Raw genomic sequence first — 20419 nt, forward strand, 5'->3', positions numbered from 1 at the left:
TGTAACCGTAATAGGTTGCGCTGTTTTCCAGTTGGTATTGTTGAACTCAACTGAAGCAGGCGAGACAGTTCCTTCAGCCATGTTGGAGCTAACCAGACTAATTTTCACTGGGCTGGTTGGCTGAGAGGTCAACTTCAGATCAAATTTTGCTGTACCACCCGACTCTGTAGTGACTAATCCTGATGCTGGTGTCCGCTCAATTCCAGCAACATCATCATCAGTATTGGTCAAGCTCACCGATGCAGTTAGCGCATTATATTTTCCATCCGAAGAGCTTGACTTCAGGTCGATTTTATAGGGCTGATCTCCGTCGTCCACATCATCATTGACACCAGTGACCGTAACTTTTTGAGCCTGATCCCAGTTACTACTAGTGAATGTGAGGGGAGTTGCGGAAACTGTTCCTTCAGCAGTATTGGAACTGGTCAAGCTAATGGTTACATTCCCTGTGGGCTGAGATTTAAGCTCAACTTCGAAAGATGCTGTTTTACTGCCACTCTCTGCTGTTGTGAGTCCTGTCGTTGGCGTAACTAGCAATCCCGGGGTGTCATCGTCATCAATAGTAATTGTTTTGGAAACTGTACCGGGCAAATACAATTGAGATGAGGCATTTTTGAGGGTTAATGTAATTGTTTCACTCCCCTCGTTAATAGAATCATCAAAGATAAAGAGGTCTGAAGTTCCTTCTGTGGAGCCAGCAGGAATAGTAATTTTCAGTGGAGTGACTTCATAATCTGATGGTGTGGTTGGGAATCCAGTTGCAGTTCCACTCAGATCAATTTCAATAGTTTGGTCAGTGGCAACAGCATAGGGTGTCGTGACCCTAATCAGAGCTTGTGATCCATCAGGCTCAAATAGATTGGTGATCGGATTATTGTTGATGGCATCATCTACCACTTCTAGAGTCACAGGAAGCTGAACTGTAACACTAGCTGGCGGTGTGGATAGTGATGATTGCCAGTTGCTTGAGTTGCCTACATAGGCTAGCCAGCTATCTCTGGACTGAGGAGGTGATGGAGGTGCTGTTAAGACCCATGATTTGAGTTGTCCAGAGGATTCGTAACCAGTTGGCAAAGTGACAGCGGTAGAACCCAGTGATAGTCCTTTAGCCATTGAACTCATAGAAGTCAGAAAGCTAAAGGTTGTAGACTGAGCCTCAAACCCATTAGTGGTGTCAACTTGAAATATCGGTGTTAATTGAGCAGGCGTGGTCAAGGACGGAGGATCAACAGTACTTTGAAAAGCAGTAATTTGGTCTCCACCTGACTCCAGAGCGAGGGATGAGTAAGGAGATGGGGAAAAAGACCAACCAGAGCCGCTTGTAGATGAAAACGGAATATAAGTTCCTATTGGGATATTGCTAGGTGCAGTGAATTTCACGAGTTCTTCGCCCGTCCTAAAGCCGAGCGTGTCATGCCTCCATGCGTTATCAGTGAAGTAAATGATCGTACCGGCAGAGAGTGGAACGAAATTGATAAAAGCAAATGAGTCAGGGTTTGGGCTGCGATCGTAACGGACGATCGCGATGTCGCCGGGGGTCAGGGTGGTAGGCATGATGCTTCCTCGTGACGATCGAAGAAATTAAGAAAAGGACGTAGACAATCAATTAACCCTGCCGCAGCCGATTAACCGAACGACAAAGGCGGCGACCAAAGACCGGATTTGACGATCGCGCGGCTTGGTCTGACGCAAATCGGAGAATCGGGGCTTTGGGGTGAGATTTACGAAAACTTTAAAAGAAACCTTAAGATGCAGCCCCAATTTAACTATACCCAAGCGGATGAGCGAAATTTCCACTGAGGGAGCCAGGGATCATCAGCCGGCCTTGTGTGGGTAAGGGTCTGGGCCCAAAAACCGGAAATTTGTAGCGATCGCGACAGCAAGCGGATCAGCCCCATTAACCTTTTCTTTACCCAAGCGGTTTATGCTAGCCGCCGTTTGCCCCTGTCATTATTCACCACACACCAACGGGCGGCGCAATCGGCAGTTTTAGCCGCCGCGAGGCAGTTTCCTCGTCAAGCAACCCACTCGACTTCAGCTCATCGCCGATTTCAAATCAGGTTTCAGATTTCAGACCTCAGACTCGATCGGTTGATTGACTTCACCCCTTACGGAAGCTCTATGACTTACTCACTCCTGCGTCGAATGACCCGTCACGCGGCTGCTGGCTCGATCGCAGCCCTGGCCCTCTCCCTAGCCGCCTGCGGTGGCGCACCCCAAGCAGGCAACAGCCCCGCTGCTGGCGAAAGCCCCGCTGCCGGTGCTAGCCCCGCTGCTGCGGAAGCAACAGCCACCGTCAAGGTTGATGGCTCCAGCACCGTGTTTCCGATTTCGGAAGCCATGGCTGAAGAGTTCATGAAAGTCAACACCAGCACCAAGGTGATTGTGGGATCGTCGGGAACCGGTGGCGGTTTCAAGAAATTCTGCGCCGGGGAAACCGATATTTCCAACGCTTCGCGACCCATCAAAACAGAAGAAATTGAACTCTGTAAGAAGGGCAATGTGGAATATGTGGAGCTGCCCATCTCCTTTGATGGTCTCTCGGTGGTGGTGAACCCCAAAAATGACTTCGCCACCTGCTTGAGTGTTGATCAGCTCAAGAAGATGTGGGAACCGGCCGCCGAAGGCAAAGTGAAGAGCTGGAAGGATGTGGATCCGAAATTCCCCGACAAGCCGATGACCCTCTACGGCCCCGGTACGGATTCGGGAACCTATGACTACTTCACCAAGGCCATTACCGGCGAGGAAGGTAAGAGCCGTGGGGACTACACGCCGAGCGAAGACGACAATGTGATTGTGCAGGGCGTGTCGGGTGATGAAGGCTCCTTGGGCTTCTTCGGCTATGCCTATTACGAAGCAAACAAGGATAAGCTGAAGCTGGTGGAAATCAAGGGCAAGAGCGGCAAGTGCGTTGCTCCGAGCGCTGCTTCGATCGCCGACGGTTCCTACGAACCCCTGTCGCGTCCGGAATTCATTTACGTCCGCAAGGATGCCCTCAGCCGTCCTGAGGTGAAGGCCTTTGTGGCATTCCAGATTGATGCGGCTAATAAGCAAATCATTGCGGATACGGGCTATCTGCCGCTGCCCGATGAGGTGCTGACGCTGGCGAAGGAGCGCCTGGAGAAGGGAGTAACCGGTTCTGTGTTCGGTGGCAAGGCTCCGGCTGGGGCTAAGCTGTCGGATCTGCTGGCGGCTGAAAAGGCTGGCGGTGCCGAGAAGAAGTAAACGGGTTCAGCCTGGTGCTGAGGGGCGATCGCCTGGGTCTTTAAAATCCTCACGGGGGCTTTAGATGACAGGGCTGATCATCCCTTGGCTTGTGGCAGATTCTTGAACAGGAGCAATTGGGGCCGAGCACCCAGCAGGGGTCACGCTTCGGTCACGTTGCTCCGTGGTCAAGGCGATGCGACAGGTGCTGAGTGGTTGATCAGCCGATTGCCGGTTTGCAGTTAAATCTAGAGAAAATCGAAAAGGTTTTGGCGGGTTCCCGCACCCCTTCCCTATGGAGAGTTCCCTGCGCGATCGCGCACTTTGGCAGCCCAATCGTCAAGCGAGTCACCGTACAGAGTTGATCGTTCGACTGATTTTGGGTCTTTTTTCATTTGTATCGGTCGCCACAACGATCGGGATTGTTTTCACCCTGATCTTTGAGACGATCGATTTCTTCAGAATCATTCCCGTTTGGCGATTTTTCACAGAAACCCGCTGGACTCCGCTCTTTGCCAGCGCCCAATTCGGGATCATTGTCCTGATCAGCGCCACGGTGCTCACCACGGGAATCGCCATTTTGGTGGCATTGCCCCTGGGTCTGCTGTCGGCCGTTTGCCTGAGTGAATATGCCACCCCCAAGGTGCGACAGGTGCTGAAGCCGGCCCTGGAGGTGTTGGCGGGTGTGCCCACGGTGGTCTATGGCTACTTTGCCCTGCTGTTTGTCACGCCGCTGCTTCAGAAAATCATCCCCGGACTGCAAGGGTTTAATGCCCTGAGTGCGGGGATTGTGTTGGGTGTGGCGATCACGCCGCTGATTGCCTCTCTGAGTGAAGATGCGATCTATGCCGTGCCTCACAGTTTGCGAGATGGTTCCTATGCACTGGGGGCCACGAAGCGCGAAACCATCATTTCAGTCGTGTTGCCAGCGGCCCTGTCGGGGATTGTGGCTTCGGTGATTTTGGCAGTGTCGCGGGCGATCGGGGAAACCATGATCGTGGCGATTGCAGCGGGTCAGAATGCCACCTTGGGTCTGAATCCTTTTGTTTCCGCCATGACCATGACGGCCTACATCGTGCAGGTCAGCCTTGGGGATACGCCAGCCGGGTCGATCGCCTACCGAACCCTGTTCGCAGTGGGTACCACCCTGTTTGTGATGACCCTGGTATTGAACGTGTTCAGCTTTTGGTTTGTGCGTCGCTTCCAGGAAAAATACGACTAATGGCTATTTCAAACGAATCCCAAGGGCGATCGCGCGCGTTGCTCTTCAACCCTCGTCTGGATCAGCGCTACGTCAAGGACAACATCTTTGCTGGAGCCACCTGGGTGGCCACCGGATTCGCCATCCTGGTTTTGGTGGTGCTGCTGGTGGATACCTTCATTGATGGAATGCCCCGCATTAGCTGGCAATTCATCACGAGCCTGCCCTCGCGCAAGCCGGAATTGGCCGGGGTGGGCGCGGCGTTGGGCGGTTCCATTTGGCTGCTGGTGCTGACGGCGCTGATTGCTTTCCCGATCGGGGTGGGCGCGGGCCTGTACCTGGAAGAATTTTCGCTCGAATCCTGGTGGTCTCGCCTGATTGAGATCAACATCTCCAACCTGGCTGGCGTACCCTCGATCATTTATGGTTTGCTGGGATTGCAGGTGTTTGCCCGCTGGCTGCAACCCATCACTGGCGGCCGCAGCGTTCTGACCGGGGCCCTAACCCTCTCATTGCTGATTTTGCCGGTGATCATCGTGGCCACCCGCGAAGCCCTGCGCACCGTCCCCGACGGTCTGCGTCAGGCAGGCTTTGCGCTGGGGGCAACCCGTTGGGAGGTGGTTTCGGCCCATGTGTTGCCGCTGGCCCTGCCGGGGATTTTGACGGGAACCATTTTGGCCCTGTCTCGGGCGATCGGGGAAACCGCCGCGCTGATCACCATTGGAGCCTTAACCTTCGTTCCCTTCATCCCCAACAATCCCCAAAGCCCCTTCACGGCGCTGCCGATCCAAATCTACAACTGGGTCTCCCGACCTCAGCAAGGTTTCCACATCAACGCCGCCGCCGGGATTGTCGTTTTGATGATTGTTCTGCTGGCCATGAATGGCACGGCAATTTTGTTGCGCAACCGGTTCCAGAAAACTCTTAACTAGTTCTTAGGATTCCTAGAATTCCTGGTTTTTTGGGAATTCTGGTGACCGGCACGTTTTATAGTTCTGCAAACGTTCTGCGGTTGATCGATCGGATTAGGACTCATAGCCTGCTCATGGCCCGTAATCACCGGATCTTGACGATGGGGTTGAGATCGACCGCGCTGGATGCTGATGTTTCGACCTTCTCCCTTGCTTCTTCACTTTTCAGTTCAGGTTTGACTGGTATGCAATCTTCTGTCACGTCCAATGCGGTGTTATCTGCCCGATCGGTCTCGGTCTACTACGGTTCCAGCATCGCGGTGCGCGACGCATCACTAGACATCCCACGGGGCGAAATTGTGGCCTTCATTGGCCCCTCCGGTTGTGGCAAGAGCACGATTTTGCGTTGCTTTAACCGGATGAATGACCTGGTTCCCAGCGCCCGTGTTGAGGGACAAATTACCTACAACGAAGAAGACCTCTACGGCCCCAAGGTTGATGCCGTTTCCATCCGTAGCCGCATTGGGATGGTGTTCCAGCGCCCGAATCCCTTCCCCAAATCCATTTACGAAAACATTGCCTTTGGGGCCCGCATCAATGGCTATCGCGGCAACATGGATGAGCTAGTTGAAAGCTCCCTGCGGCGGGCTGCCCTTTGGGATGAGGTGAAAGACAAGCTGCGCGACAGTGGCTTGGCCCTCTCTGGTGGACAACAACAGCGCCTTTGCATTGCCCGCGCGGTGGCCATTCAACCGGAAGTGATCCTGATGGATGAGCCTTGCTCGGCCTTGGATCCGATTTCCACCCTCCGCATTGAGGAACTGATTAAGGAACTGAGTGGTGACTACACGATCGTGATCGTGACCCACAACATGCAACAGGCTTCGCGGGTGAGCGATCGCACGGCCTTTTTCAACGCCCAAGCCACCGACTCGGGCAACAAGGTTGGCTATTTGGTGGAGTACGATCGCACGGAACGCATTTTCCACGATCCCGTGGAAGAAGCCACTCGCGATTATGTAACCGGTCGATTCGGCTAAAACTTCGGCCCCAACCAGAACCCTAAACGAAGGAGAGGATGCGTTCATGGCTCAATGAACCAGCATCCTCTCCTTTTTAATGGTTGCACTTCTTTAGGGTTGCACTTCGTCTGAACTGCGTTTGAAGGGCGGCGGTAGATGAAATCTTGAGGGGGATCTGAGTAACGTCGAAGCTGTGGCGTTAGGAGTTGGCAGGTGGTGCAGAACGCAATCGTTGAAATTGGCCTCAGCCGGGTTGGGGCGCTTCCTGCCCATGATTTCTGGCCCATTTGCTGAAAACCCATTTACCCCTGCAACAGACCATTAACTCCTGCAACAAATCAATTGTGATTAGCGGATTTTGATCAGCCAATTTTGATCAGCCTTTGATCAGCCAATGTTGCCATGAGTTGTGACTAGGATTCCAACAGGAACCACACAAACATCGCTTTAATGGCGATTGGGATGACCCAAAGCTTCATCGAAGCTTTCATCCACCATCATTGAGGACAGCAGAACGGGCGCAAACAAAACGGCAATTACGAGTAGCACAGACATTGATGAACCTCCCTTTTGGGTGAAGGGTAGAGGTAGGAGTTGCATCGCTCAACGGATGCAGGATAGATGCTTTCTGGGTGGATTGCTTTGTACTTTGATTGTGTCACGATCGCCCGATCGAGCCAGTGATGGTTCAGCCCGTGGCGCGTGACAGTACTCGGCGGCTTTGTCGATCGTTGTCGTCAGTCTGAGCGATCGCGATCGCACCCCCATGGTGTCCCACTGTTCATCTCCTAGGTTAAGCATCCCTAGGTTAGGCATTCATGGAATCAGCCACGGGATGAATGATCTAGATTTCCCAGATTCCAGCTTCCTAGATTCCAGCGCGATCCAGAGCAATCACCAGTTTTTTACAAGATTTCCTTGAGAAATTCTCTGGGAGTGATTTCAAGGCATTTCAGGCCAGTTCTGGGGCGATCGATCCGGCAACAACTGATTTCGCGTATGATTAGGGCCGCTCAATCCAAGACGAGTGGGCAAACCAATTGAACCCAAATTCGTCGCTACTGGACTTGGGTGCTGGATCTTGAGAAGTAGCAGTTGAGAGGGTAGCGGTGGCCTACAGGGCCTTGAAGCAATGGCTCGCTCGTTACTGGGAGAGCATTGCTAGAGCAATCAATCGTCCAAACGATCATGAAGGTCAACAGATCACCGAGAGCATTTCGACCATTGAACCCTAACCCAAAGATCGCTTTTGATCTCCCTTGGTCAGGACAAATTGCCCGTTAGCAAATTGCCAATTAAAGCACCAACTTTGCTGTTTGGCGAATTGGCTCATTTAATTGGTCGGCTATCGATGCTCCGATGCCCATTAGCCTACATCAGAATCGGCAAAATTCATCCCTTTCTTCATTTAGCGATTCACTGCTTCTAAATTCTATGCAAATTCGCCGCATTCAACCCAATCCAGCCGTTGCCGTTGATACCTTGCGCTATCAAGTGCGTGTGCCCGATAGCGAGCCTCGCCATATTTTGGAAAAAATCGTTTGGCACAAGGAAGCAGAGGTCGATCGGCTGCGGGAATCGTTACCCCTAGTTAAACTTCAGCAACGGGTGCGAGAAGCCCAGCCCCCTCAAGACTTTTTAGCCGCATTGCGCCAACCGCCGGCCCCTCAACCAGCGCTCATTGCGGAAGTGAAAAAAGCCTCCCCCAGCAAGGGCGTGATTCGTGCGGATTTTGACCCGGTGGCGATCGCCCAAACCTATGAAGCTAGCGGCGCGGCCTGTTTGTCGGTGCTGACAGATCAGGAGTTTTTTCAGGGCAGTTTCGATTATTTGGCGCAAATTCGGCAGGCGGTTAATTTGCCGCTGCTCTGTAAAGAATTTGTGCTTTATCCTTACCAAATTTATCTGGCTCGATCGCTCGGGGCCGATGCCATCTTGTTAATTGCAGCCATCTTGACTGATACGGATTTGCAATATTTCTTGAAGATTATTAATGCCTTGGGAATGACGGCATTGATTGAGGTGCATACCTTGGCCGAATTAGACCGGGTTTTAGCCCTGGATGGGGTGAAGTTGGTGGGGATCAATAATCGTGATTTGGCCACATTTCAAGTGACGCTGGAAACCACGATCGCCCTCTTGGAAACGCGGGGTGAGCAACTGCGATCGCGCGATATTTTGGTGGTCAGTGAATCGGGCTTGGGCAATCGTTCAGATCTCGATCGGGTGCTGAATGCCGGAGCCGGGGCCGTGTTGGTGGGGGAATCACTGATGCGTCAGCCGGATGTGGGCCAAGCGGTCAATGATTTGCTGCATGGCACGACCGATCGCGAATGAGCCTCTAGATCAACCCCAGCCCGTCAACCATCCTCTCGGTGGTGGATGGTTGAGCGGTCACTTGCGGCAATGGTGGAGCACCAATGGCTGAGGGAGAAAGGGTTTAGGGCCGATCGTCATTTCCATCACCGTCGGGGTTGGGTCTCCCAACCCTAACCCGGGCGATCACCACAACCCTGTCCATCCCTGGGAACACCCAAGGATCACGGGAACTAGGCGGGGAAACCCCGCCCCTACGACTGATTGGTTTAAAGAACGAGGTCATCAGGGTTTCAGGTGATTTGACGACAGGCTCTAAGTCCCTTGTTTGCGTTGATCACGGGGGTGTGCAGCGTAGCAATTCGGACTTTCCAGACATTCTTTCTTTCCAGACATTCTTTTAAAGATTGATTGATTAAAAAATTAGGTAGTACTGCAACTCAGTAATGAGGAACAGGCGGCAGTCTGTCTGGGCAGGCAATCTTGCACTGGAAATCATCATCTTGCAAACAGCGCCGAAGTTTGTTCTATGAATGCAAATATACGAACTAGTTCTAAAAATCTAAATCAGTCTTGCCTGTCAGTGCTACAAATCACTGCCTAAAGCCGCCATTCGTTCTGAAATCAGAGTAATGTTGCTGCCTAAAACTAATATTAGGTGTTATCTTGAGTCAGCCTACTTTTACAGAGTCGATCGCGGATTTATTTTGATAGGGTAAAGATCTCGGATTTTCCTGTGCGATTTTTTACACTTGAATATTTTCTTGTGTAATTTTTTACACTCAATCAATTTCTTTCACAAAATTTTTACAAATCTCCGATAGAGTTGGCAGTCAGCAATCAACCTCATGACACAAGGGAAATGGGAGCTACCATCTGCTTTGAAATGAAACAAATAAGTTACTCTAGCTGTTCATAACTTAGAGCAAATTTCACAGCCCGAGCGCATGACCTAATCACTTGCCACCGACTTCAGATCGTTATGATTTTGCACTCCCAACCAACCGACCGAAAGTTTGCAGCCACGCTGCCAAGCCTTAGTTCTTTCCTCAGCCTGAAGTTGTCTCGCAACCTGCTGATGCGGTTGATTGTGGGAGGAACGGCGCTGCTCGTAGGCGTGGGCGCATATATTAGCTATCAAACTGTGCGCCAAGCAACATTGGAAAACTTAAAGCAGGATGCACTATCCCGTGTGACCAACAAGTCCCAGGATATTGATAGTTGGTTGGCATTGTTGAAAACACGCGTGGAAATGTTATCCAACGTTGGAGTAGTGCGATCGATGGACTGGGCGATCGCCAGTCCCTATCTCAAAGCGGAAGATCAACGAATTGGAGATTTTTCGTTTTTTGGCTTCACCACAGCAGCAGGAATCCGCCAAAGCACTGTTGCCAAAACCAAGCCGGCCGATGTGCGCGATCGCCGGTGGTTTCAGAAGGCAATGACTGGGCAAATTTATGTCGATGATCCCATGATTGCTCGGATCACTCGTGTACCTGGCGTGGCCATTGCTGCACCTATTTTTAAAGATCAAAACTCAAAAGAGAAACCCGCTGGAGTCATCCATGGGGTGGTCACGATCGATCGGATCAAGCAAGTCACCAATCAGTTGAAATATGGCGATCGCAGCTATGCCTTTGTGCTCAATTCCAAGGGCGAGGCGATCGTGCATCCCAACTCAGCATTCATGTCCACCATAGACAAGCCCGCGCCAAGCTTGGTAGTTGCCCAAGACCCAGGGTTGGCCCACATTGCCCAACAGATGGTCAATCGGCAACAGGACATTCAATTGGTCAAAATTGACGGACTTGAAAGCTATGTGGGTTTTCGACCACTCACCGAAGCACAATGGTCTGTGGCACTGGTGATTCCACGCCAGAATATTGAATCTCAGCTTCAGCTACTGGATGGCATTGCGATCGTTGTTTTGCTCCTCGTGGGCACGCTGATTGGCGTTTTGGTCTATGTTCAATCCACGGAGCAAGCACAGCTCAAGCAATCCAAGGCCGCAGCAGATTCCGCCAATCAGGCCAAGAGCGAATTTCTATCGAATATGAGCCATGAGTTACGCACGCCCCTGAATGGCATTTTGGGCTATGCCCAAATTCTCAGTCGCTCCAAAACTTGGGGCAAAAAAGAACAAGATGGCATCCAAATTATTCATCAGTGCGGAACCCACCTACTGACCTTGATTAATGACATTTTAGATCTTTCTAAAATTGAAGCTCGTAAATTTGACCTGGCAATTAATGAATTTCATTTGCCCTCGTTTCTGCAAGGCGTTGGCGAAATTTGTCGGATTCGCGCTGAACAAAAAGGCATTGCTTTTATCTATCGAGCTGATTCAGATCTACCGATCGGGATTCGCGCCGACGAGAAGCGACTACGCCAAGTCTTGATTAACCTTCTCGGCAATGCAATCAAGTTTACTGATAAAGGACAAGTGACATTTCGCGTTCAAGCCCAAAAACTCGATGATCCGTCCCTATACCGTCTGCGATTCCAGGTTGAGGATACGGGTGTGGGGATGACACCAAAACAATTAGAAAAGATCTTTTTGCCATTTGAGCAAGTGGGTAATAGCAAAAAGCAGTCAGAGGGCACTGGTTTAGGACTCGCTATCAGCCACAAAATTGTGTCCTTAATGGGTAGCCAAATTGAAGTAGAGAGCACACTGGGCCAAGGCAGTACCTTTTGGTTTGATGTGCAGCTATCGGAGGCCAAAGAATGGGCAACCGCCTCTCGAACAATTGACCAAGGAACAATTGTGGGTTATGAAGGCAAGCAACGCACCATCATTGTGGTAGATGATCGTTGGGAGAATCGCTCTGTGATTGTTAGCCTCCTAGAGCCACTTGGATTCAAAATGGTGGAAGCCCAAAATGGTCAAGATGGTTGGGAAACTGCACTGAATCATGCTCCTGACCTAATCATTACGGACTTGATGATGCATGTCATGGATGGCTATCAACTACTCAGACAAATTCGCGCCTCTGAAACTTTGCGCAATGTTGTGGCGATCGCGTCGTCAGCCAGTGTCTTTGAAAGCAATCAGCAAGAGGCGATCGATGCGGGCGCTAACTTGTTTTTGCCCAAGCCAGTCCAAGCTGAAGTGCTGCTTCAAATTTTGCAAGAGCAACTTAACTTAACTTGGATTTATGAGCAAGCCACCATCCCTGATCCTGCCTCAAAAACTGAACCTCTTCAGACCCAAGATGTGATTCCTCCCGCTTCAGAAATTGTGCAACGGTTGCACGATCTCCTGATGGACGGTGATACTCAAGAAATCTTATCCATGGTTGCTGAACTGGCAGAGTCCAACCCGAGCATGGCACCTTTTTCTGAGCAGGTCACTCAATTGGCGGCTCGCTTTCAACTTAAACAACTACAAACATTGCTTGAGCGCTACTTAGCTCAATAACCATTTTCGTCATTGAGCTTGTTTCTCTCGGTTTAATGATCCTCAACACTTCAAGAAGATCTAGAAAATTTTGGGAAATGCTTGCATAGTCTCTCCCAATCACCGGATGATTAAATCAACTCCTGATGGCCTATGTCAGCATCTGCGTCGAATGAATTTATTTTAGTTGTGGATGATAATCCAACTAATTTGGCGGTTTTATCAGAAGCGCTGAATAGTGCCGGGTTGCGTTTTCGCGTGGCGATCGATGGTGAAAGTGCATTGGCGCAGGTCGATCGCAATCTTCCAGATCTCATTTTGCTAGATGTCCAAATGCCAGGTATTGACGGCTTTGAAACCTGCCGCCGCCTCAAGGCCAATCCACTTACAAGGTCGATTCCAGTTATTTTTACAACTGCTTTTTCAGACACGGAAAATAAAGCCAAAGGCTTTGCCCTAGGAGCAGTGGACTATATTCCCAAGCCATTTGATCAAACAGAAGTTTTAGCTCGACTACAGGTTCACCTCAAGCTCAAAAAACTAACGGAGTCTTTGGAACATCAAGTTCATGATCGCACAGCCGCTTTGCAAAAAATGCAAGTGCAGCTTGTTCAACAGGAAAAGCTATCAAGTTTGGGAGAAATGATTGCGGGCATTGCACACGAAATCAATAATCCTATCAACTTCATTGCCAGCAACGTTGATCCGCTGCGAGAGCACATTAACAACATGGCGGAAATCCTGCGGCTCTATCAGCAAGAACATCCGCAGCCTTCCCCAGAATTAGCCGCCGTTTTGGAAGATTTGGAACCGGATTTTATTTTTGAAGATAGCCTCAAGATTATCAATTCCCTGACGCTGGGAGCCGATCGAATTCGCGGAATTTCCACATCGTTGCGCACTTTTTCACGTGCTGATACTGAAACTAAAATCCCAGCGAACTTGCATGAAGGCCTAGACAGCACCCTGATGATTCTGCAACATCGCTTGAAAAGCAGTGATCATCGTCCGGAGATTTCGATTCTCAAGTCCTATGGTGAATTGCCTCTACTGCCTTGCTATCCAGGACAAATCAATCAGGTATTCATGAATTTGCTCGCCAATGCGATCGATGCCCTAGAGGAGAGCGCACTGAAAGGCAAAACCCCCGATTCTGGGCTGCAAATTCAAATTACAACTCAGGCCACCAACGATCAGCAAATTGCGGTTTGCATTGCTGACAATGGAATCGGCATGAATGAGTTAGTCAAGCAACGGCTATTTGAGCCGCTGTTTACAACCAAGCCCGTTGGCAAGGGGACAGGACTCGGCCTAGCGATCGCCCATCAGATTGTGTCTGAAAAGCATAGTGGCACTTTGGAGGTGCAGTCAGAACTAGGACGAGGCACTCAATTTCTGATTCGTTTACCAATTAATCCAAAATAAATTGATTCGGAATTGCCGCAATTTGCTGAAACTATCGGCTATTTCGATCAAGCAATTCTGGAATTAAAATTGTATGAATTACAATCTATGAATTGCGATCAAACAATAATTTATCCTGCACGCGATCGCACAACCTTGTTAGCCCCAAGCGTTGGTCAAGCGTTAGTCAAGAGTTCGTCAAGAACTGATTAATATTTGCGCTATTCATTAGCTCTTGTTGGCAAATTTCATCAAGACTTGCATCGTGATCCCGTGACAGAAGCAGCGCGATCGCCCGAAACGACCTTGCTATAATCACCCAATTGCCCGGATTCTGGGCAACTTAGCAATCGTGAAAGGGCGATCGAATCATGGCAGATTGGCAAGTGATTTCCGGCGGCGTAACGGCTCCTAAGGGTTATAAAGCGGCGGGCATTACGGCGGGGCTGAAACCCTCGGGCGCGCCGGATTTGGCCCTGATTTATTCTGAAGTGGAGGCGATCGCCGCCGGGATTTTTACCACCAGCCAAGTGCGGGCCGCCTGCGTGGACTACTGCCGCGATCGCCTGCAAGCCAAGCCCAGCGCCCGCGCCATTTTGGTAAACGCCGGCCAGGCCAACGCCGCCACGGGAGCCGCTGGGGCCGCCGACGCGGAAGAATGCGCCCAACTGCTAGCCAAAGAATTGGACATCGATCCCAACACGGTGTTGCTGGCTTCCACGGGGGTAATCGGGCAGCGCATCAAAATGGAACCGATGCGCGCTGGGATTCCGCAAGTGGTGGCGGCCCTATCCGACGAGGGGGGAGCCAGCGCCGAAAAGTCGATTTTGACGACGGATTTAGTCGTTAAGTCGATCGCCCTGGAAACCATGATTGGCGATCGTCCCGTGCGGATTGGCGGCATGTCGAAGGGATCGGGGATGATCCACCCGAACATGGCGACGATGCTGGCCTTTGTCACCTGCGATGCGGCTGTGTCGCCCCAGCTCTGGCAGGAAATGCTCTCGCGGGCGGGCGATCGCAGCTTCAACCAAATCACCGTTGATGGCGACACCAGCACCAACGATTCCCTGTTTGCCCTGGCCAACGGTCAATCGCGCACCCCGGCAATCACCCAGTGGGGCCCGGAAGCCGAAAAGCTGGAAGCCATGCTGACGGCGGTTTGTACCCACTTAGCCAAGGCGATCGCCCGGGATGGGGAAGGGGCGACCTGTTTGATTGAAGTGGCCGTCAGCGGTGCGCCCGACGAAGCCGCCGCCCGCGCCGTCGCCAAGACGATCGCCGGTTCCGCCCTCACCAAATCTGCCATCTTCGGCCGCGATCCCAACTGGGGCCGGATTGCCGGGGCTGCCGGTCGCGCTGGCGTGAAGTTCGACCAAAACAACCTGCGGATTCAGCTCGGCGACATTGTGTTGATGGAAAACGGGCAACCGCTGGCGTTCGATCGGATGGCCGCCCACAACTACCTGAAGGCCGCCGCTGAGGGTGAGTACTTGAAAACCGACACCGTGGCGATCGGGGTCAGCATTGGCGACGGGCCCGGCTCCGCAAAGGCTTGGGGCTGCGATCTCAGCTACGACTACGTGAAGATCAACGCCGAATACACCACCTAATTCTGATAGTTGAATCCTGTTAGACAAGGGGCTTCAGCCCCTTGTCTGGGGTGATGATTGTTAGGGCATTTCATCGAGTCCAGCATAGAGATCCTCGATCGCAATTGTTAAGCCAATACTGATTAATTCCACCCGATCACCTGCTTGATAAATCTGGCTTTCCCAGCGACCGCCCGCCACCCGTCGCCGACATTCCACGGCGACTTTTTCTTGGTCAATTAAGACATATTCTTCGAGGGTTTCGATCGCTTGATAATCCTCAAACTTCGTGGTGCGATCGAATAATTCCGTAGAGGGTGATAGGACTTCCGCAATCAGTTTGGGATAGCGTTTGACATAGCGATCGGTGCGATCGCGCGGGTCACAAGTCACGAACGCATCGGGATAGTAAAAGAAGCGATCGGCATAGCTGACTTTCACATCGCTGCCATAGAATCGGCAATCGGTTTGACGCAAATGCCCATGAATCGCACTCAGCAAATTAATGCAGATGGCACTATGGTTGCCGCTGCCGCCAGCCATAGCGTAGACCGAGCCATAACGGTACTCATGGCGTTGACTGCTGTCTTGTTCCAGCACTAAATAATCAACAGCACTAAAACCACTGGGAACGGCGATCATCTTACAATTGTCCTGGCGCTCTGAACTTTAGGATAGCAAATGGATAGGAGCCAGCGAGCACCTGGATCACTGACCTGTCAAGATTCAACACCAGTGTTTAATCCGGAAAATGGGAAATTGATTGACATTTGATGGATACAAAATTAACGATCGCCCTATTTGTCAAAGCGCCCGAATTAGGTCAGGTTAAATCGCGACTAGCCAAGACAATCGGGGCGGATTTTGCGACGGAATTTTATCGATCGATGGGGCGGGACTGGTTCGATCGCCTCACCGTATTTGCCAATCGCCAGCAAGCCGATATCTGCGTGTTCTATGCACCTGATTCGGGGCGATCGACCGTGCGCGACTGGTTGGGCTGTGACGATCGGCAACTGGTGGCCCAGGGCGATGGGGATTTGGGCGATCGAATGGCGCGGGCGTTCACGACTTGTTTTGGGCAGGGAAGCGATCGGGTCTTGCTGGTGGGTAGCGACAGCCCCGATTTACCCGATGAAATATTGACCCAGGCGGCTGAAGCATTGATCGAAACCGGCGCGGTGATTTGCCCTACGGAAGATGGGGGTTATTGCTTGGTGGGGTTTCGGTGCGATCGCCTGTTACCCGCTATTTTTCAAAACATGATTTGGAGTACCGAAACGGTTTTTGCGGAGACGATCGCCCGGTTCCAATCAGCTAACCAACCAGTCGCAATTCTGCCCCATTGGTACGATATTGATCACGCAACCGATTTAGATCGATTCTGGCAAATAAATCAGCAGAATTCGGCTCTGAAACGAGCAATGGCAACGTTGGCAAAAATTCGACAGCCGATCGCCCTTTCCGTGATTATGCCCGTGCTGAATGAAGGGGAACGGATTCAAAAAATGCTGGATCACTTAGTAAAAATTGCCGGACAAATTCCCTACGAAGTGATTGTGGTCGATGGCGATGGGGCGGGTTCAACCTTGCAGTATTTGCCGAGCGATCGCCCGGTGCGAGGCATCACGGCGGCGCGGGGTCGGGGGCTGCAAATGAACGCAGGCGCGGCGATCGCCCGAGGGGAAATCCTGCTATTTCTGCACGCCGATACGCAATTACCCGCAACGGCCTTTACCCAAATCAAAACAACTTTGAAACAAGCACCCACCGTAGGGGCGCACCGCCGTGCGCCCTTCTCCGAGGATTTAGTAGGTGGAGCATTTGACTTATCAATCGCCTCGTCGCGGTGGACGTTACGAACGATCGCCCGGGTGGCTTCGGTGCGATCGCGCCTCACCCGGTTGCCCTATGGGGATCAAGCGATTTTTATGCGGAGATCGGCCTTTGGGGCGCTGGGCGGCTACCCGGAAATTCCGATTATGGAAGACGTGGCCCTGATGCGATCGATTCGGCGGCGGGGTTGGCGGATTCGGATTTTGCCCGATCGGGTGCTCACCTCGGCTCGGCGCTGGGAGCGTGAGGGCGTTTGGCGCTGCACGCTCCGCAACTGGACGATTTTACTCGCCTACTTTGCCGGGGTCAGTCCGTGGACGTTGCTGGCCTGGTATTCGCCCGAAAGATCAAAGGCTTCGTGAACCGCCTTCAGGGCTTCCACGCCTTGATCTTGTTCCACCACGCAACTGATCTTGATTGCCGAGGTGGTGATCATCAGCAGGTTGATCCCCTTGGCTGCCAAGGCGTTGAACATTTGGGCCGCCACGCCGGGCCGGTTAATCATCCCCGTTCCCACGGCGCTGACCTTGGCCACCTGGGCATTCACGACCACTTCGCCCCAACCGAATTCCTGACCGGCGGCTAGCAGCACAGCGCGGGCGGCTTCCGCATCGGTAGCGGCGGTGGTGAAGGCGATGTGGCGGGTGGGGGAGCCGTTGACAACGATCCGCCGCTGGGACTGGACGATCGTATCGACGCTGATGCTCTTTTCGGCTAGCAGCTCGAAGATTTTGGCCGCCATGCCGGGGCGATCGGGCACGTTGCGGACGGCGATTTGGCTTTGGTTGCGATCGAGCGCCACACCCCGCACGGGCGGCTCATCGGAGCTGGCGGGTTGGTTGATCGGCAACACCTCCGGCAAAAGTTGATCCGTGTCTAGCTCAAAAGCATGGCGCAGGGCCGCCACCGCTCGCTGACAGAGCGCCTCCAAATCCCGATCGGCCGCGTCGTCGCCGGGAGCGATGATGCAACCCACCTGCACTTCCGAGGTGGAAATGGTTTCAATATTGATCCCCGCGTCCGCCAGGGTCTTGAACATTTGGGCCGCCACGCCGGGCCGGCCAATCATGCCCGCGCCGTAGATACTGACTTCGGCCACATGGCGATCGACCACCAACTCCGCTTCGGCTCCCTCCGTTTCCATCGGGCGCGTCGGTTCCGTCCGCAGGGTCGGCGCGATCGCCCCAGCCATGGCCTCAGCCCGATCGGCTTCCTGCTCCGTCACCGTGAAGGCGATGTCGTTGGTGTTGCCCTCATGGATCGACTGAATAATCAAGTCCACATCCACCGCTTGCTTGGCCAGCTCTCCGAACAGCTTGGCGGCGATCCCGGGGCGATCGGGCACGCGCAGCAAACCGATTTGCGCCTGATTCGTGTTGTAGCGAATGGCATCCACCGGCCGGGCAATTTCCAGGTTTTCCAAGGGGCGATCGCCCACCGGCTGCGACACCACCCGCGTTCCGGGATCAGTCGTCCAGCTCGACTTCACAATCAGCGGCACACCATAATTACGGGCAATTTCCACCGCCCGAGGATGCAGCACCTTTGCGCCCAGGCTAGCCAGCTCCAGCATTTCATCGCAGGAAATTTCCGCCATGATTTGCGCTTCCGGCACGAGGCGGGGATCGGTGGTCAGCACTCCCGGCACATCCGTGTAAATTTCGCAGGCATCGGCCCGCAAAGCCGCCGCCAGAGCCACCGCCGACGTATCTGAGCCGCCGCGCCCCAGGGTGGTAATTTCCAAATCATCGGCATTCGAGATTCCCTGGAAGCCCGCCGCCACCACCACTTTGCCCTCATCGAGGTGGCGACGCAGCCGATCGGGATCAATGCTCAAAATCCGCGCCCGCGTGTGGGACGCTTCCGTGACGATCCCAATTTGCGCACCGGTCAGGGAAATCGCCGGTTGTCCCGCCGCCTGTAGCGCCATGCTCAACAGGGCGATCGAGACCTGCTCCCCGGTCGAAAGCAGCATATCCATTTCCCGGCGACTGGGCTGATCGCTAATTTCCCGCGCCAGGGCCACCAGCCCATCGGTGGTTTTGCCCATGGCCGAAACCACCACCACCACGGAATTTCCCGCTTTCACCGTATCGATCACCCGAGCCGCTACGGCCTGAATCCGCTCGATCGAGCCAACCGACGTGCCGCCATATTTCTGAACGATCGTTGCCATTGGTCTTTGCCCCCACAACCGCTAAAGGTGCAAAAAACTTTACCGGAAACCGTCGCCGGCCGCCGCTGCTCCGTCTGCGATCGGGGCTACGGTTTGCCCAGGTTTCCGATTCTTTTTGGGTTCTTGACCATCTCGATCGAGGTTGGGATCAGCTCAAAATGGGCCTTGCAAAACAGGTAATTCAACCGGGCAATGATACGTCTTCGTACAAATCGCTGATCATTCCTTGCCAATCGATGCTGTGGAAAAACACGCGATCGACCGGGCCATACCACTCCAAAACCCATCGATTATTGTCATCGCGGCGAAAGCACTCTACTCGCATCTTATCCTGACTAATTAGCACATATTCTTTCAGGCTTTCTAAAGCAGAATAGTTGAAGAATTTTTCACCGCGATCGCGCAACTCCGTGCTATCGGAAAGCACTTCAATAATTAATTTAGGAAAGCATTTGTAATAGTCTGTGTTTTGATCGCGTGGGTCGCAAGTGACGAGCAACTCGGGATAGTAAAAGCAATTATGGCGATCGACTCGTACTTTCATATCACCGGTAAATAGCTGACAACCTTGCTGACGAACGGATTTTAAAAGCAGCGCCGTTAAGGTTGCCACGATCGTGCAATGGGCACTACTCGCACCCGCCATCGCTACAATTTCTCCATCAATATAGTCATGCTTTTGGGTGGATTTTGCCTCCTGTTGTAAATAGTCATCGGGGCTAAGGAAATATAAATCCTGTTGAGCAATCATGGACTTGTTAATTTCTCCTGATCAATTGCTTTCAGTGCGACATCGATCCTAACTTCAGTGTAGCAATGTGGTTGAGATGAGCTGCTAGAACCAGTCATAGGGCGTAATGATGACTGTCAACCTTTAGGATTCCGTCAGCTACAGGGATATCATTTACGGAAATCCAGACCTTTGAGACGATCGAGGGCATGGGAAAAGCCGGCCGCGTTTTGAAACAAGTGCTTGAGGATCACGAGGTGAGCCAATACTCCCTTGCGATGCAGATGGAAATTGAACGCACCAATGTTTATCGCTGGTGCAAGGAAATTCGCGATCCAACCGCTGAAACACTTTTGGAAATTGTGAAGGCCTTGAAAACACTCAAGCCTGAAGCAGCGCAGGACTTTGTGCAGCGCTACCTTGGCGAAGTGGTGGAATAGTCGATCGCCTTTGCCAGCTCCCCGCTGGATTTGCCAACCCTCATTGATATCACGGTCACATCATTCGGTATTTCGTAGATACTGTGTTCCCCGGATAGACGCAAGGGGCTGAGAGTGAAGAAAGGTAAAGCTTAAGAGCCAGGAGCTGTGGCGACCGCTAGTTGGCTGGGGTCAAACGGTCTGCCAT

General features: G+C 52.4%; 13 protein-coding genes and 1 pseudogene. 10 read left to right on the forward strand and 4 right to left on the reverse strand.

Annotation, left to right across the window (positions count from 1 at the left end):
• Window positions 1-627: 627 nt before the first annotated feature.
• Window positions 628-1554: pseudogene (locus H6G52_RS19185) on the reverse strand (hypothetical protein); the annotation flags it as partial.
• 567 nt (window positions 1555-2121) lie between these two features.
• Here H6G52_RS19185 and H6G52_RS16270 point away from each other — a divergent pair.
• From H6G52_RS16270 to argJ, 8 genes are all read left to right on the forward strand, one after another.
• On the forward strand, window positions 2122-3225 hold the full coding sequence (locus H6G52_RS16270) for a PstS family phosphate ABC transporter substrate-binding protein (protein ID WP_242026446.1): 1104 nt from the start codon (window positions 2122-2124) through the stop codon (window positions 3223-3225).
• Window positions 3226-3499: 274 nt separating this feature from the next.
• Entirely contained in the window at window positions 3500-4426 is a 927-nt protein-coding gene (gene pstC / locus H6G52_RS16275) for a phosphate ABC transporter permease subunit PstC (protein WP_190529658.1), read from the forward strand.
• On the forward strand, window positions 4426-5337 hold the full coding sequence (pstA, locus tag H6G52_RS16280; protein WP_099531983.1) for a phosphate ABC transporter permease PstA: 912 nt from the start codon (window positions 4426-4428) through the stop codon (window positions 5335-5337). The genes pstC and pstA overlap by 1 nt, the downstream gene beginning before the upstream one ends.
• 224 nt (window positions 5338-5561) lie before the next feature.
• Window positions 5562-6356 carry a phosphate ABC transporter ATP-binding protein PstB gene (gene pstB / locus H6G52_RS16285; protein ID WP_190355035.1) on the forward strand — a complete coding sequence of 265 codons (795 nt, stop codon included), beginning with the start codon at window positions 5562-5564 and terminating at the stop codon, window positions 6354-6356.
• Between the two features lie 1416 nt (window positions 6357-7772).
• The gene (trpC, locus tag H6G52_RS16290; protein WP_099531984.1) at window positions 7773-8675 is read left to right on the forward strand and encodes an indole-3-glycerol phosphate synthase TrpC; all 903 of its coding nucleotides are present in this window, start codon (window positions 7773-7775) and stop codon (window positions 8673-8675) included.
• Window positions 8676-9714: 1039 nt separating this feature from the next.
• A complete protein-coding gene (locus H6G52_RS16295) occupies window positions 9715-12075 on the forward strand; it encodes a hybrid sensor histidine kinase/response regulator (RefSeq protein WP_242026447.1) in 2361 nt (786 codons plus the stop codon).
• 132 nt (window positions 12076-12207) lie between these two features.
• The gene (locus H6G52_RS16300; RefSeq protein ID WP_190529659.1) at window positions 12208-13479 is read left to right on the forward strand and encodes a sensor histidine kinase; all 1272 of its coding nucleotides are present in this window, start codon (window positions 12208-12210) and stop codon (window positions 13477-13479) included.
• Between the two features lie 350 nt (window positions 13480-13829).
• Window positions 13830-15071, forward strand: coding sequence for a bifunctional ornithine acetyltransferase/N-acetylglutamate synthase (gene argJ, locus H6G52_RS16305; RefSeq protein WP_190529660.1), 1242 nt, complete (start codon window positions 13830-13832; stop codon window positions 15069-15071).
• A gap of 60 nt (window positions 15072-15131) precedes the next feature.
• Here argJ and H6G52_RS16310 read toward each other — a convergent pair whose 3' ends face one another.
• The gene (locus H6G52_RS16310) at window positions 15132-15692 is read right to left on the reverse strand and encodes a Uma2 family endonuclease (protein WP_190529661.1); all 561 of its coding nucleotides are present in this window, start codon (window positions 15690-15692) and stop codon (window positions 15132-15134) included.
• Between the two features lie 131 nt (window positions 15693-15823).
• Here H6G52_RS16310 and H6G52_RS16315 point away from each other — a divergent pair, with 131 nt between their 5' ends.
• The gene (locus H6G52_RS16315) at window positions 15824-17248 is read left to right on the forward strand and encodes a TIGR04283 family arsenosugar biosynthesis glycosyltransferase (protein ID WP_190529662.1); all 1425 of its coding nucleotides are present in this window, start codon (window positions 15824-15826) and stop codon (window positions 17246-17248) included.
• Here the strand turns inward: H6G52_RS16315 and H6G52_RS16320 are convergent.
• Window positions 17179-19062: an aspartate kinase gene (locus H6G52_RS16320; protein WP_190529663.1), complete on the reverse strand. Its 1884-nt coding sequence runs from the start codon at window positions 19060-19062 to the stop codon at window positions 17179-17181. The two genes, H6G52_RS16315 and H6G52_RS16320, sit on opposite strands and share 70 nt — an antisense overlap.
• A gap of 181 nt (window positions 19063-19243) precedes the next feature.
• On the reverse strand, window positions 19244-19813 hold the full coding sequence (locus H6G52_RS16325) for a Uma2 family endonuclease (RefSeq protein ID WP_190529664.1): 570 nt from the start codon (window positions 19811-19813) through the stop codon (window positions 19244-19246).
• A 188-nt stretch (window positions 19814-20001) separates the two neighbouring features.
• On the opposite strand from H6G52_RS16325, the gene H6G52_RS16330 reads away from it, so the two are divergent.
• Window positions 20002-20232, forward strand: a complete 231-nt coding sequence (locus H6G52_RS16330) for a helix-turn-helix transcriptional regulator (protein WP_190529665.1) — start codon at window positions 20002-20004, stop codon at window positions 20230-20232.
• Window positions 20233-20419 lie beyond the last annotated feature (187 nt).

The organism is Limnothrix sp. FACHB-881, assembly GCF_014698135.1.
Lineage (GTDB): Bacteria > Cyanobacteriota > Cyanobacteriia > CACIAM-69d > CACIAM-69d > CACIAM-69d.

Bases quoted from the DNA above. Each gene is read 5' to 3' on its own strand.
- H6G52_RS16270 (WP_242026446.1), top strand. From the start codon at position 2,122: ATGACTTACTCACTCCTGCGTCGAATGACCCGTCACGCGGCTGCTGGC.
- pstC (WP_190529658.1), top strand. From the start codon at position 3,500: ATGGAGAGTTCCCTGCGCGATCGCGCACTTTGGCAGCCCAATCGTCAA.
- pstA (WP_099531983.1), top strand. From the start codon at position 4,426: ATGGCTATTTCAAACGAATCCCAAGGGCGATCGCGCGCGTTGCTCTTC.
- pstB (WP_190355035.1), top strand. From the start codon at position 5,562: ATGCAATCTTCTGTCACGTCCAATGCGGTGTTATCTGCCCGATCGGTC.
- trpC (WP_099531984.1), top strand. From the start codon at position 7,773: ATGCAAATTCGCCGCATTCAACCCAATCCAGCCGTTGCCGTTGATACC.
- H6G52_RS16300 (WP_190529659.1), top strand. From the start codon at position 12,208: ATGTCAGCATCTGCGTCGAATGAATTTATTTTAGTTGTGGATGATAAT.
- argJ (WP_190529660.1), top strand. From the start codon at position 13,830: ATGGCAGATTGGCAAGTGATTTCCGGCGGCGTAACGGCTCCTAAGGGT.
- H6G52_RS16310 (WP_190529661.1), bottom strand. From the start codon at position 15,692: ATGATCGCCGTTCCCAGTGGTTTTAGTGCTGTTGATTATTTAGTGCTG.
- H6G52_RS16315 (WP_190529662.1), top strand. From the start codon at position 15,824: ATGGATACAAAATTAACGATCGCCCTATTTGTCAAAGCGCCCGAATTA.
- H6G52_RS16320 (WP_190529663.1), bottom strand. From the start codon at position 19,062: ATGGCAACGATCGTTCAGAAATATGGCGGCACGTCGGTTGGCTCGATC.
- H6G52_RS16325 (WP_190529664.1), bottom strand. From the start codon at position 19,813: ATGATTGCTCAACAGGATTTATATTTCCTTAGCCCCGATGACTATTTA.
- H6G52_RS16330 (WP_190529665.1), top strand. From the start codon at position 20,002: ATGGGAAAAGCCGGCCGCGTTTTGAAACAAGTGCTTGAGGATCACGAG.